We start from the raw sequence: 12,358 nt of genomic DNA, 5'->3' as shown, positions 1-12,358 counted from the left end.
GGTTGGCATTGTGATCGAAAGCGGGAGCGCCGAAAAAGTGAGCTGGGGCACGGAAAGGGAACATCAGGGCTTCGTTCACACCGCGCTCCTCTATCACTCTCAGCGGGAGTACCTGGATTTCGTGGCGGGCTTCGTCATTGACGGGCTTGCGATGGACGAACCGGTGCTCGTCGCCGTGCCCGGCGACATGATGGCGCTCGTACATGACGAGCTGTCCGGCGCGGGCGGGGCGCCGGACGGCCTGCGGATGGCCGACACCACCGAGGTCGCCCGCAATCCGAATCGATTCATGGCCATGGAGGGTTCCTTCGTCGAGGAACACCCCAACCGGCGGGTGCGAATCGTCAGCGAAGTCTTCTGGCCGGGCCGTACCGACGATGAGCTTTGGGCCTGCGTAGAGCGTGAGGCGCTGGTGAACGAGGCATTTGACGGTCACGCGGTGACGGGGTTGTGCCTCTACGATGCCAGCCGTCTGGATGAGGACGTGCTGGCGGACGTCCGTGCCACCCACCCGATGCTGTGGAGCAGCGGTTCGCTGCATCCCAGCGCCGATTACGCGCCCGACGCCGTGATGGCGCGCTGCAACGAACCCTTGCCGATCAATCCCGGGGCCGTCACGTGCATGGTTCGCAAGTCCGCGGATTTGCGCCTGGCGCGGGCTTTCGCCGTGAACTATGCCGACTGGGTCGGACTGTCGCAGGACTGCATCGAGGATCTGCAGTTGATCGCCACCGAGCTGGCCAGCAACAGCTTGATGTACACCGACGGCGCGTGCCGATTGGCGTTTTGGCGAGACGACGAGCACTTGGTCTGCGAGGCGCGCGACAGCGGACGCCTCGACGACCCGTTGGTTGGACGGCTGAATCCGGGCCCGAGCGGACCCGCCAGCCGGGGACTATTTCTGGTGAACGCCATATCGGATTTGGTGCGCACCCACTGCACGCCGGCGGGCACGACCATCCAGGCCTATCTGCGGCTTGATCCCTCACCGCGGCCGGTTGGATAGAAGAAGGCGACCCGCTGGAACCGGCCCCCGCGCCGCGGTCCCAGCGAGTCGCGCCCGTTGTATCGACTAGCTCGGGACGGGCGGCGCGTCGACCGTATGGGCCGCTCCCGGAGCAGGCATGAGGTTGACCCCGACGTCGATCCCGTTGCCCGATCCTGTGGTGGTCGAACACCCCGTCGGTAGCAAGACCGCGACGAGCCCGGCGGACATCGTGGCGATTTTCAGGGTCTTCCTCGTGTTGTTCATGAATCCTGCCTTTCATGCGCGGGTGCTAGGCGTAGGGAGCTAACACCACCAACGACAGGGGATAACCACTATTCAACACATGTAAACCAAGAGGTTTCGGCCGACATCCCGCAGGTCAACGGGCCCGCGGCCGATCGGCCGCGGGACGACGCGCCCCGGGTGGGTGCTTGGTTGAACCTTTTACGCGACGGTGGGCGGCGGCGCCATTACCGAGGAAGGTGGCCCCGCAGCCGGGGCCGGGATCGGCGCCGGCTCTCCTGTTTGTGCCGCACACCCCGTCGGGAGGACGACCGCAACAAGGCCCGCGCCCAATGCCGCGGCTTTCAGGGGCCTCTTGTTCTTCGCATCCATCGACTTGCCCTTTCACTTGCCGGTGCGTGGCCACGAATTGCGCCTGACACCACCAAGCAGATGCTATGCCTTTTATTAGACACAAGTAAGATACTGCGGGTGAAAAGCACGCCGACTACCCGGACGTCGCGGTGGTTGGGGCGACGGTACCTGTTCCACATTGGGCGACATGGCATCCCGACCTTCGCGGGACTCCTCTACTTCGGCTTTGCGCTCGGTGTGGCATTCGGTGGGCACGAAACCGGCTTGGGTTACTCGCGTTTCGCGCCGGCCGCGCTAATCCTGCTGGTGTTCGCCCTGATCGGCGCGCGCATCTGGTACTTCATTGGCCACCCACAATCGCTTGCCGACGGTGCCGTGCGCGTGCAGGACGCCGGCGCCGCGCTCTACGGCGGCTTGGTGCTCAGCTTCGCGGTCTCGTGGCCGGTGCTGCACCTCATGGGGCTGGAGTTCTGGCGAGCCTGGGACGGCGTGGGCATCATCATGCTCGTCGGGATGGCCGTGACGCGCATCGGCTGCCTGATCAATGGCTGCTGCTCTGGACGAGAAACGCAGGGGCCCTTCGGGTTATGGCTGCCCGACGAGCGCGGCGAATGGAAGCGCCGGTACCCGACACAGCTCTTCGAAGCGGGTTGGTCGGCAACGATTTTGGGTGTGGGAGTGTGGTTGTACGAGCCGTCCGCACGTCCCGGATTGTTATTTCTGGGTTCGGCCGCGGCGTACGGGACTGGCCGGCTCGGTCTGGAATTGCTGCGCGCGGACGCCGCGAGCACCGCCCTGCCGACGCGTCTCAATGTGGCGTTTTCCGCGGTGCTGGCGGCGGTCTCGCTGGGGGCGTTCGTACTCAAACTGCGGTGACCGCCGTCGTTGTGCCGGCCGAAAAGCCCGACGACGACGTGCCCGCGTGGGTGCCCTGTTGAACCTTTTACTCCACCGTGGGCGGCGGCGCCACGACCGTGACCGGCGCTCCCAGAGATCCCGCGGGAATCTCGACCGGCGACGACGTCATCAGACATCCCGTCGGTAGCAGCAATAGCCCGACAAGTCCCGCGCCCAGTGCCACGGCTTTCAGAACCTTTTTGCGCTTCGCATTCATTGGCTTGCCTTTCACGTGCCTGTAGTGACCACGATCGCGCCTAGAACCACCAAGCAGATGCTATGCCTTTTTTGACGCACAAGTAAGTTTTTCGGGCGAAAAGCACGCCGAAGAGCGGTCGTCGCGCCGGTTGGGGCGAAGGTACCTGTCTAGCATTGGGCGACTTGGCATTTCGTTTCGCTGCGGGCGTTCGTAGTGAAACCGCCGTAAAGGCAGTTGCGTTGCCCGCCGCCGACGGCTAGCCTCGGCGCTCGTGCGTCTTCTCAAGCGTGCCGTAGTAGCCAGTACCCGCAGCGGGGTCTGATCCAGACCGACCCCCCGCTGTGGGTCGGAAGCTACGTCGTCGGTCGCTCCTGCTGATCAGAGAAGCCCGACACCATGCCCCTTTCGAAGCCAGTTTCGCAGCCTCTTCCCACGTTGCCGCGCGGTCTGCGGGAGCGAGCCGAGGCGATGACGTGGGAGAACTTCGTCGCGACCTACGGCCCCACGGCCGGCCCGCTGCGACTCGGGCACTGGGCGTGCACGGACGCCGATCGGCCCGCGGCGCGACTGGGTCCGCAAGCCCGCAACTTTCGGGCGATGATCGCCGTCGGCGACCGCATCAGCGTCTCCACCGCCTCTGCCACCGGACCGATCGCCGCACTCACCGAGATGCTGCACGAGCGCGGCATCACCGTCGAGACACTGAGGTTCCATCAGCTGCGATCGGGCGAATTCACCGCCACCTTCATCTGCGGCAGCAACGGGATCCGCTCCGAGTGGGCGATGGGCTGGTCGGAGGATCCGACGCAGTCGGCGCTGCGCGCGGTCATCGCCTGCGCCAACCGGCTGCTCGCAGCCGCCTAGGCCGGCCGCGTCAGAGCGGGCGCAGCACGATCGGCATGCCGTCCTTCGGAATCGGCATGCCGCCGTAGTCCCAGCTCGGCTGGTAGCCGGGCCGGGGCAGTTCCAGTCGGTAGCGGCGCAGCAGCCGGTGCAGGATCGTCTTGACCTCCAACCGCCCGAAGGTCATCCCGATGCACTTGTGCGCACCGCCACCGAATGGCGTGAACGCGTAGCGGTGACGCTTGTGCTCGCTGCGCGGCTCGCAGAACCGCTCCGGGTCGAACTTCAACGGATCCGTCCAGAGTTCCGGCAGGCGATGATTCATCCCGGGGTACGCAATGACGTTGGTGCCCTTGGGAATGTAGTAGCCAAGCAGGTCGGTGTCGCGCACCGTCTGCCGCATCGCCCACTGCACCGGGGTCACGATCCGAATCGACTCGTCCATCACCAGGTCGAGTGACTCCAGCTTCTCCAGCGACTCGATGTCGAGCGGGCCGTCGCCTAGGCGGTCGGATTCGTCGCGGCAGCGCTGCTGCCATTCCGGATTGGCCGCCAGGTGATAAACCATCGTCGTCGCGGTCGATGTCGACGTGTCGTGGGCGGCCATCATCAAGAAGATCATGTGGTTGACGATGTCCTCGTCGGAGAACTTGTTGCCGTCCTCGTCCTCGGACTCGCACAACACCGACAGCAGATCGGTGCCGTTCTTTCCGCGTTGTTCCTTGACCCGTTCGCGGAAGTAGTTCTCCAGCAGCTCGCGCGCTTTGAGGCCGCGCCACCAGGTGAACGGCGGCACGCTGGTGCGGATGATCGCGTTGCCCGCGCGGGTGGTGACGGTGAACGCCCTGTTGATCTTGGTGACCAACTCGTGGTCGGTGCCGGGCTCGTGGCCCATGAACACCATCGACGCGATGTCGAGGGTCAGCTCCTTCATCGCCGGGTAAAGCAGGAAGCGCGCGTCGTTGATCACCCAGTCGTCGGCGACCACCTGCGACACGACCTTGTCCATCTGCTCGACGTAGCTGACCAGCCGGGAGCGGACGAACGCCTCCTGCATGATCCGGCGGTGGAACATGTGCTCGTCGAAGTCGAGCAGCATCAGCCCGCGGTGGAAGAACGGCCCGATCACCGGGACCCAGCCCTGCTGCGAGTAGTCCTTGTTGCGGTTGGAGTAGATGACCTGCGCGGCGTCCGGGCCCAGCGCCGCGACCCCCGGCAGGACGGGCGAGTCCCCGAACACGACCGGCCCCTTGGTCTGGTAGAGGAACATCAGATAGTCCGGCCCGCCGCGCAGCATCTCGATGATGTGCCCGATGACCGGCAGTCCCGCGTCACCCAGGACCGGCTTGAGCCCGCTGCCGGGCGGCGGATCGGCGAGCTTGTGCTCCGGGAATTGGGTGTTCAGCAGCCTTCGTTCGACCAGTCCCATGCCGGGAAAGTTGTTGATCGACGGGGTAAATCGGCGCCGCGCCTGGTCGAGCAGGTAGTGCGGGGTGCTGATGGTGGCGGCCATGGACGCTCCTTTGCGATCCCGGGACACGTGCGCGCTAGCACTTCAGCCCATCCTGAAGTCCGAACTTGACGCCTGTCAAGTTTTGGTCTTTTCTGGACGGGATGACAAGGTCAGACCATGGCAGCCGACCCGACGCCCACCGCCCGGCGTAGCCGCGGCGACCTTCAGCGGGAGGCGATCATCAGCGCGGTGCGGCAGCTGCTGCAAGAGGGTTCGTTCGCGGACCTGTCCGTCGCCACCATCAGCGAGCGGGCCCGGATCGCACGGTCGGGCTTTTACTTCTACTTCGACTCCAAGTACGACGTGCTTGCCGTGATCCTGGCCGAGGCAACGCACGAACTCGAGGAGCTCACGCAGTACTTCGCGCCGCGCGCGCCCGGCGAGACGCCGGCGGCGTTTGCGCGGCGGATGGTCGGCAGCGCCGCCACGGTGTTCGCCCACAACGACCCGATCATGACCGCGTGCAACGACGCGCGGAACACGGACGCGAAGATCCGGGAAATCCTGGACGGCCAGATCGACGTCGTGATCGACCAGATTGTCAGCATCGTCGACGACGAAATCGCCGCCGGCACAGCGCATCCGATCAGTGACGATGTACCGGCTCTCGTCCGCATGCTCGGCGCGACCACGGCGATGATGCTGTCGGGCGACGTCACCTTCCTCGGTGCCGACCGTGACGTGGAGCGCGGCGTGCGGGTGCTCGAGCAGTTGTGGCTCAATTCGCTGTGGGGCGGCGGTCAGAGCTAAGGCGTCACCGGCGGTATCGTCACGGCCATGGCGCAGAAGGGATATTTCGCGGGGAAGCGGTGTCTGGTCACCGGTGCGGCGAGCGGCATCGGCCGCGCCACCGCGTTACGGCTGGCCGCGCAGGGAGCCGAACTGTATCTGACCGACCGCAATCCCGAAGGCCTTGAGCTGACGGCCGCCGACGCCCGCGCGGCGGGCGCGAGCGTGCCGGAGTACCAGGCTCTGGATATCGCCGACTATGACGACGTGGCGGCGTTCGCCGCCGCCATTCATGCCAAGCAACCCAGCATGGACGTGGTCATGAACATTGCCGGGGTGTCGGCCTGGGGAACCGTCGACCGGCTGACCCACGAGCAGTGGAGCAAGATGGTGGCGATCAACCTGATGGGTCCGATCCACGTCATCGAGACGTTCGTCCCCCGAATGGTGGCGGCCCGGCGGGGTGGGCACTTGGTCAACGTGTCGTCGGCGGCCGGGCTGGTCGCGCTGCCCTGGCACGCCGCCTACAGCGCCAGCAAGTACGGACTGCGCGGCGTTTCCGAAGTGCTGCGCTTCGACCTGGCCCGGCACCGCATCGGGGTGTCGCTCGTGGTGCCCGGCGCGGTGAAGACCCCGTTGGTCAACACCGTCGAGATCGCCGGGGTCGATCGCGAGGACCCCAACGTCCGCCGGTGGATAGACCGCTTCAGCGGTCACGCCGTCTCGCCGGAGAGGGCGGCCGACAAGATCCTGTCCGGGGTCGCAAAGAATCGGTACCTCATCTACACCTCGCAGGACATCCGGGCGCTGTACGCGTTCAAGCGGCTGGCGTGGTGGCCCTACAGCGTGGCGATGCGCCGGGTCAACGTCATCTTCACGCGCGCGCTACGGCCCGCCCCGGTGCCGTCACGCCGGCATGACCAACTCGAGTCGCACCCCGAGTAGCCGGACCGGCCGGTCGAGTTCGAAGAGGTCCAGGACGCGCAGCGCGGCCGCGACGATGACGTCGGCATCGGTGGTGGGCGCGGCCAGCTTGCGGATCTTGGTGCGGGTGTAGAACGTCGCGGTGCGCACGGTGACCGCGACCCGGGTGACGATCCGCCCGCCCGCCACGACATCGTCGAGCGCTTGGCGGGCCAATGCCGTTACCGCCGAATCCATTTCGGCGCGATCGGTGAGATCGCGCGGAAACGTCACAACGTGGCTTCGGGAGCGCGGAACCCACGGCTCCGCGCTGACTTCCGCGTCGCCGCCACCCTTGGCGAGCAGCAACAGCCAGAGGCCGGTGCGCGGGCCGAAGGTGGACGTCAGCAGCTCGGCGTCGCCGTGGGCGAGTTCGCGAACCGTCGTTATCCCCAGGGCCGCAAGCTTTTTCGCAGTCTTGGGGCCGACGCCCCACAAGGCGTCGACGGGCCGGTCGGCCATCACATTCATCCAGTTCGCGTCGGTGAGGACGAAGACGCCGGCCGGTTTCGCGAAGCCGGTGGCGACCTTGGCCCGCTGTTTGTTGTCGCTGATGCCCACCGAGCAGGACAGCCCGGTCTCGGAGGAGATGACGGTCTGGATCTTTTCGGCGATTTCGATGGGGTGCTCGCCGGCGAAACCGACGTAGGCCTCGTCCCAGCCCCACACCTCGACGGGGTGCCCCAGGTCGCGCAGTAATCCCATCACCTCGTCGGACGCCGCGTCGTAGGCGGCGGGATCCGACGGGAGGAACGTGGCGTCCGGGCAGCGGCGAGCGGCGGTACGTAACGGCATGCCCGCGTGCACACCGAACTCACGCGCCTCGTACGAGGCGCAGGTGACGACCTTGCGCGGTTCGGTGGGATCGCCGCTGCCGCCGACGATCACCGGCAGCCCGGCCAGTTCGGGGTGACGCCGCAGTTCCACCGACGCCAGAAACTGGTCGAGGTCCACGTGCAGGACCCAGTTGGTCACCGCCCGCACAGCTTGCGCGCCAGGCTTTCCCACGCGTCGCCCAACGTCTCGAGGGTGTGGCCGCCGTCCTTGAGTTGGTGCTCGACGTAGTTCACATTGAGCAGTGCGAGCAGGGCGTCGGCCTGAGCGTCGAGGTCGCCGGTGGTGTGCGCCGCCTGGAGCAGCACCCGGACGTGGGTGCGGTGTACCAAGACGGGCGCGCTGTTGCGGGTCTGCGGATCGCGGTGGGCTTCCGACAGCAGCTCGTGGTGGGCGTGGACGAATCGCATGCGCTCCCGGCCGAAGGCCACCAGCCGATCCATCGGGGGCGCGTCGGGACCCAGCGGTGGCGGCCCGAACAGGAATGCCTGCTGACTCGCCCGCTCGTCGTCGTCGAGCAGCACCATCATCAGGCCGGCCCGGTTGCCGAATCGGCGGAAGACGGTGCCCTTGCCGACCCCGGCGGCCGCAGCGACATCGTCCATGGTGACGGCGTCCGCGCCGCGCAGCTTGACCAGGTTGCGCGCGGCGTCCAGCAGGAGCGCGCGATTGCGCGCCGCGTCACCTCGCTCCTGGGGGAGCTGTTGGGGAGCGGACACCGGCAACTCGCGCAACCCATCGCTCATACCTGCACTTTAACGCGTTCGGAATAAAACGGACCAGGGTCCGGTTTGGTGGTGCAAAGATGTACACCAAGAACCGAAGGGAACCGAACAGTGCCAGAGAACAAGTCCGACATCAAAGTCTTGGCGTTGGTGGGCAGCCTGCGAGCGGCGTCGATCAACCGTCAGATTGCCGAGCTGGCGGCGGCGGTCGCTCCCGACGGCGTCAGTGTCACGCTGTTCGAAGGGCTTGCACAGGTGCCGTTCTACAACGAGGAGATCGACGACGCGATGACGCCCGATGCCCCGGCGCTGGCTGCGGTGGAGGCGCTGCGCGGGGCGGCGGCCGACGCGGACGCCGCTTTGGTGGTCACCCCCGAGTACAACGGCAGCATCCCGGCCGTCGTCAAGAACGCGATCGACTGGCTCTCGCGACCGTTCGGAAACGGCGCGCTGAAGGGCAAGCCGCTGGCGGTGATCGGGGGGTCGTTCGGCCAGTACGGCGGGGTATGGGCGCACGACGAGACCCGCAAGTCGTTCGGGATTGCCGGCGCGTCGGTGGTCGAGTCGATCAAGCTGTCGGTGCCGTTCAAAACGTTGGAAGGCAGGGCTCCCGCGGAGCACGCCGAGCTGTCGGCGAATGTGCGCGACGTCGTGGGCAAGCTCGCCGCGGAAGTCGGTTGATTTGGCTTGAATTTGGGGAAAGCCGACAAGCCGCCCCGCGGCGACCAGCACCGTTTCGACAACCGAATAGCCAAAGCCGCCAGTTGCCGCTGGCGGCTTTGCTAGCGCGGGGCGAACGCGCCGTCCGAACCGGCTCAAAACACGCAATGTCGGTGGCCGGTGATATACCGGTCCGCATGGGCATCCGCGGGGCGATATGTGATCTGCGACACGCCGAGCGCGTGGCGGTCGCAAGCCTTACGACCAGGGAATTTCAAAATTGTTATTCCGAACATCTTGTATCTCGACAACTTGTCGGCCACTAGGTGTAGTGTTTCGAGCACCGGCAGATCCCAGGATCCCCAAGCTGGCCGGGCATGGGGCACCTCCCGGAATCGGTACCGCCAGGCCGTTCGGTCTGACCTCCGCAAAACGGGAATCTGGGGCCTTGACGGGCCGCTGAACATAGCACAGACGTAGTACCCCCAGCAGTTGCCAGTCCGTTATAAGTTCCCTTCCGCAAAGGAGCGGCATCCATGAGCGTCACCGTGTACACCAAGCCGGCATGCGTGCAGTGCAGCGCCACCTTCAAGGCTCTGGACAAACAGGGCATCGCCTACGACAAGGTCGACATCACCCTGGACTCCGAGTCCCGCGACTACGTGATGGCGCTGGGCTACCTGCAAGCCCCCGTGGTGGTGGCCGGCAACGACCACTGGTCCGGCTTCCGGCCCGATCGCATCAAGGCGCTTGCTGGAGCCGCGCTGAGCGCCTAGTGCAGTAGATGAGCAAGTAAGGAGGTTGCGGTGCCATGGACACCACGCAGCGCAACCTGGTCTATTTTTCGTCGGTGTCGGAGAACACCCATCGCTTCGTGCAGAAGCTGGGTGTTCCCGCCACCCGAATCCCGCTGCATGGCCGGATCGAGGTCGATCAGCCGTACGTGCTGATACTGCCGACGTACGGCGGCGGCCGGGCCACGCCAGACATCAACGACGGTGGCTACGTCCCGAAACAGGTCATCGCCTTTTTGAACAACGAGCACAACAGGTCGTTGATCCGCGGCGTCATCGCGGCGGGCAACAACAACTTCGGTGCGGAATTCGCCTACGCGGGTGAAGTGGTCTCCCGCAAGTGCGGCGTTCCGTACCTCTACCGCTTCGAACTGATGGGAACCCCGGACGACGTGGATGCCGTCCGGGCCGGTCTCGCCGACTTTTGGAAGGAACAGACGTGCCACCAACCGTCACTGCAGAGCCTGTAGCCGCCGGCACGCACGTGTCGCCCGAGGAGACGGACTACCACGCTCTGAACGCGATGCTGAACCTGTACGACAAGGACGGCAGGATTCAGTTCGACAAGGACGTGCTGGCGGCGCGCCAGTACTTCCTGGAGCACGTCAACCAGAACACGGTCTTCTTCCACAATCAGGACGAGAAGCTCGACTACCTGATTCGCGAAAACTATTACGAGCGTGAGGTTCTCGACCAGTACTCGCGCAACTTCGTCAAGGAGCTGCTGGACCGCGCCTACGCCAAGAAGTTCCGCTTCCCGACGTTTCTGGGCGCGTTCAAGTACTACACCTCCTACACGCTGAAGACGTTCGACGGCAAGCGCTACCTGGAGCGCTTCGAGGACCGCGTGGTCATGGTCGCGCTGACGCTGGCGGCCGGCGACACCGGACTGGCCGAGAAGCTGGTCGACGAGATCATCGACGGCCGGTTCCAGCCGGCCACCCCGACGTTCTTGAACTCGGGCAAGAAGCAGCGCGGCGAACCGGTTTCGTGCTTCCTTTTGCGCATCGAGGACAACATGGAGTCGATCGGGCGATCGATCAACTCCGCCCTGCAGCTGTCCAAGCGCGGTGGGGGAGTTGCCTTGCTGCTCTCCAACATTCGCGAGCACGGCGCGCCGATCAAGAACATCGAGAACCAGTCCTCGGGCGTCATCCCGATCATGAAGCTGCTCGAGGACTCCTTCTCCTACGCCAATCAGCTGGGGGCGCGCCAGGGCGCCGGCGCGGTGTATCTGCAGGCGCATCACCCCGACATCTATCGCTTCCTGGACACCAAGCGGGAGAACGCCGACGAGAAGATCCGCATCAAGACGCTGAGCCTCGGCGTGGTGATCCCCGACATCACCTTCGAGCTGGCCAAGAAGAACGAGGACATGTACCTGTTCTCGCCATACGACGTGGAGCGCGTCTACGGCGTGCCGTTCGCCGACATCTCGGTGACCGAGAAGTACTACGAGATGGTCGACGACGCGCGCATCCGCAAGACCAAGATCAAGGCGCGGGAGTTCTTCCAGACGCTGGCCGAGCTGCAGTTCGAGTCGGGCTACCCGTACATCATGTTCGAGGACACGGTGAACCGGGCCAATCCCATCGAGGGCAAGATCACCCACTCCAACCTGTGCTCGGAGATCCTGCAGGTGTCGACGCCGTCGGTGTTCAACGATGACTTGTCGTATGCCAAAGTGGGCAAAGACATTTCGTGCAACCTGGGATCGCTGAACATCGCGAAGACGATGGACTCGCCGGACTTCGCCCAGTCGATCGAGGTCGCGATCCGCGCGCTGACCGCGGTCAGCGACCAGACGCATATCACCTCGGTGCCCTCGATCGAGCAGGGCAACAACGATTCTCACGCGATCGGGCTCGGGCAGATGAACCTGCACGGCTACCTGGCCCGCGAGGGCATCTTCTACGGTTCCGAGGAAGGTGTCGACTTCACCAACATCTACTTCTACACGGTGCTGTATCACGCGCTGCGGGCCTCCAACCGCATCGCGATCGAACGCGGCACGCACTTCAAGGGTTTCGAGCGGTCCAAGTACGCGTCGGGCGAGTTCTTCGACAAGTACACCGAGCAGGTGTGGGAGCCGGCGACCGACAAGGTGCGTCAGCTGTTCGCCGATGCCGAGATCCGCATTCCCACGCAGGACGATTGGAAGCGCCTGAAGGAATCGGTTCAGGCGCACGGCATCTACAACCAGAACCTGCAGGCGGTCCCGCCGACCGGGTCGATCTCCTACATCAACCACTCGACGTCGTCGATCCACCCGATCGTGTCGAAGGTCGAAATCCGCAAGGAGGGCAAGATCGGGCGGGTCTACTACCCGGCGCCCTACATGACCAACGACAACCTGGAGTACTACCAGGACGCCTACGAGATCGGCTACGAGAAGATCATCGACACCTACGCCGCGGCAACCCAACACGTGGACCAGGGGCTGTCGCTGACGCTGTTCTTCAAGGACACCGCCACCACCCGCGACGTGAACAAGGCGCAGATCTACGCCTGGCGCAAGGGAATCAAGACGCTCTACTACATCCGGCTGCGCCAGCTGGCGCTGGAAGGCACCGAGGTCGAGGGCTGCGTCTCCTGCATGCTGTAGCCGGGTCTGCC

Annotated in this window: 14 protein-coding genes; 9 read left to right on the top strand and 5 right to left on the bottom strand. The window is 65.2% G+C overall.

From position 1 onward, the window contains the following. Positions 1-10: 10 nt before the first annotated feature. The gene (locus A5747_RS01195; RefSeq protein ID WP_076121700.1) at positions 11-1,006 is read left to right on the top strand and encodes a sensor histidine kinase; all 996 of its coding nucleotides are present in this window, start codon (positions 11-13) and stop codon (positions 1,004-1,006) included. A gap of 66 nt (positions 1,007-1,072) precedes the next feature. Here A5747_RS01195 and A5747_RS24715 read toward each other — a convergent pair whose 3' ends face one another. After that, positions 1,073-1,252, bottom strand: coding sequence for a hypothetical protein (locus A5747_RS24715; protein ID WP_142245417.1), 180 nt, complete (start codon positions 1,250-1,252; stop codon positions 1,073-1,075). Between the two features lie 450 nt (positions 1,253-1,702). Here A5747_RS24715 and A5747_RS01190 point away from each other — a divergent pair, with 450 nt between their 5' ends. After that, entirely contained in the window at positions 1,703-2,461 is a 759-nt protein-coding gene (locus A5747_RS01190; RefSeq protein ID WP_158070245.1) for a prolipoprotein diacylglyceryl transferase, read from the top strand. 67 nt (positions 2,462-2,528) lie between these two features. On the opposite strand, the gene A5747_RS25005 is transcribed toward A5747_RS01190, so the two are convergent. Then, on the bottom strand, positions 2,529-2,699 hold the full coding sequence (locus A5747_RS25005) for a hypothetical protein (protein ID WP_158070244.1): 171 nt from the start codon (positions 2,697-2,699) through the stop codon (positions 2,529-2,531). A 378-nt stretch (positions 2,700-3,077) separates the two neighbouring features. Between A5747_RS25005 and A5747_RS01185 the strand changes: the two genes are divergently transcribed. Next, complete coding sequence (locus A5747_RS01185; protein WP_076121696.1) at positions 3,078-3,545, top strand: homocitrate synthase; 468 nt, start codon at positions 3,078-3,080, stop codon at positions 3,543-3,545. A gap of 10 nt (positions 3,546-3,555) precedes the next feature. Here the strand turns inward: A5747_RS01185 and A5747_RS01180 are convergent, their stop codons facing one another. Beyond that, positions 3,556-5,037 (bottom strand): cytochrome P450, encoded by a 1,482-nt coding sequence (locus A5747_RS01180; RefSeq protein WP_076121694.1) that lies wholly within the window; start codon positions 5,035-5,037, stop codon positions 3,556-3,558. Between the two features lie 117 nt (positions 5,038-5,154). On the opposite strand from A5747_RS01180, the gene A5747_RS01175 reads away from it, so the two are divergent. Then, the gene (locus A5747_RS01175; protein WP_076121692.1) at positions 5,155-5,787 is read left to right on the top strand and encodes a TetR/AcrR family transcriptional regulator; all 633 of its coding nucleotides are present in this window, start codon (positions 5,155-5,157) and stop codon (positions 5,785-5,787) included. A 27-nt stretch (positions 5,788-5,814) separates the two neighbouring features. Then, positions 5,815-6,711, top strand: coding sequence for an SDR family oxidoreductase (locus A5747_RS01170; RefSeq protein ID WP_076121690.1), 897 nt, complete (start codon positions 5,815-5,817; stop codon positions 6,709-6,711). Here the strand turns inward: A5747_RS01170 and A5747_RS01165 are convergent. Then, entirely contained in the window at positions 6,673-7,713 is a 1,041-nt protein-coding gene (locus A5747_RS01165) for a DNA polymerase IV (RefSeq protein WP_198938108.1), read from the bottom strand. The two genes, A5747_RS01170 and A5747_RS01165, sit on opposite strands and share 39 nt — an antisense overlap. Beyond that, complete coding sequence (locus A5747_RS01160) at positions 7,701-8,309, bottom strand: TetR/AcrR family transcriptional regulator (RefSeq protein ID WP_076121688.1); 609 nt, start codon at positions 8,307-8,309, stop codon at positions 7,701-7,703. Before A5747_RS01160 ends, A5747_RS01165 begins: the two co-directional genes overlap by 13 nt. 90 nt (positions 8,310-8,399) lie before the next feature. Here A5747_RS01160 and A5747_RS01155 point away from each other — a divergent pair, with 90 nt between their 5' ends. The 4 genes from A5747_RS01155 to nrdE all read left to right on the top strand — a co-directional run bounded on the left by A5747_RS01155 (position 8,400) and on the right by nrdE (position 12,347). Next, a complete protein-coding gene (locus A5747_RS01155; protein WP_139333466.1) occupies positions 8,400-8,969 on the top strand; it encodes an NAD(P)H-dependent oxidoreductase in 570 nt (189 codons plus the stop codon). Positions 8,970-9,484: 515 nt separating this feature from the next. Next, positions 9,485-9,724: a redoxin NrdH gene (locus A5747_RS01145; RefSeq protein ID WP_076063331.1), complete on the top strand. Its 240-nt coding sequence runs from the start codon at positions 9,485-9,487 to the stop codon at positions 9,722-9,724. A gap of 35 nt (positions 9,725-9,759) precedes the next feature. Then, positions 9,760-10,212: a class Ib ribonucleoside-diphosphate reductase assembly flavoprotein NrdI gene (nrdI, locus tag A5747_RS01140; RefSeq protein ID WP_076121685.1), complete on the top strand. Its 453-nt coding sequence runs from the start codon at positions 9,760-9,762 to the stop codon at positions 10,210-10,212. Further along, positions 10,182-12,347: a class 1b ribonucleoside-diphosphate reductase subunit alpha gene (gene nrdE / locus A5747_RS01135; RefSeq protein WP_076121683.1), complete on the top strand. Its 2,166-nt coding sequence runs from the start codon at positions 10,182-10,184 to the stop codon at positions 12,345-12,347. The genes nrdI and nrdE overlap by 31 nt, the downstream gene beginning before the upstream one ends. Positions 12,348-12,358: the final 11 nt, after the last annotated feature.

Source organism: Mycobacterium sp. IS-836 (genome assembly GCF_001954275.1).
In the GTDB taxonomy this organism is placed as follows: Bacteria; Actinomycetota; Actinomycetes; order Mycobacteriales; family Mycobacteriaceae; genus Mycobacterium.
The sequence above is the reverse complement of the archived record's forward strand: the minus strand, read 5'-3'. Positions and strand labels throughout refer to the sequence as shown.

Excerpts from the sequence above, each read along its gene's own strand:
- nrdI (WP_076121685.1), top strand. The coding sequence starts at position 9,760 with ATGGACACCACGCAGCGCAACCTGGTCTATTTTTCGTCGGTGTCGGAG.
- A5747_RS01175 (WP_076121692.1), top strand. The coding sequence starts at position 5,155 with ATGGCAGCCGACCCGACGCCCACCGCCCGGCGTAGCCGCGGCGACCTT.
- A5747_RS01185 (WP_076121696.1), top strand. The coding sequence starts at position 3,078 with ATGCCCCTTTCGAAGCCAGTTTCGCAGCCTCTTCCCACGTTGCCGCGC.
- A5747_RS01180 (WP_076121694.1), bottom strand. The coding sequence starts at position 5,037 with ATGGCCGCCACCATCAGCACCCCGCACTACCTGCTCGACCAGGCGCGG.
- A5747_RS01160 (WP_076121688.1), bottom strand. The coding sequence starts at position 8,309 with ATGAGCGATGGGTTGCGCGAGTTGCCGGTGTCCGCTCCCCAACAGCTC.
- A5747_RS25005 (WP_158070244.1), bottom strand. The coding sequence starts at position 2,699 with ATGAATGCGAAGCGCAAAAAGGTTCTGAAAGCCGTGGCACTGGGCGCG.
- A5747_RS01145 (WP_076063331.1), top strand. The coding sequence starts at position 9,485 with ATGAGCGTCACCGTGTACACCAAGCCGGCATGCGTGCAGTGCAGCGCC.
- A5747_RS01170 (WP_076121690.1), top strand. The coding sequence starts at position 5,815 with ATGGCGCAGAAGGGATATTTCGCGGGGAAGCGGTGTCTGGTCACCGGT.
- A5747_RS24715 (WP_142245417.1), bottom strand. The coding sequence starts at position 1,252 with ATGAACAACACGAGGAAGACCCTGAAAATCGCCACGATGTCCGCCGGG.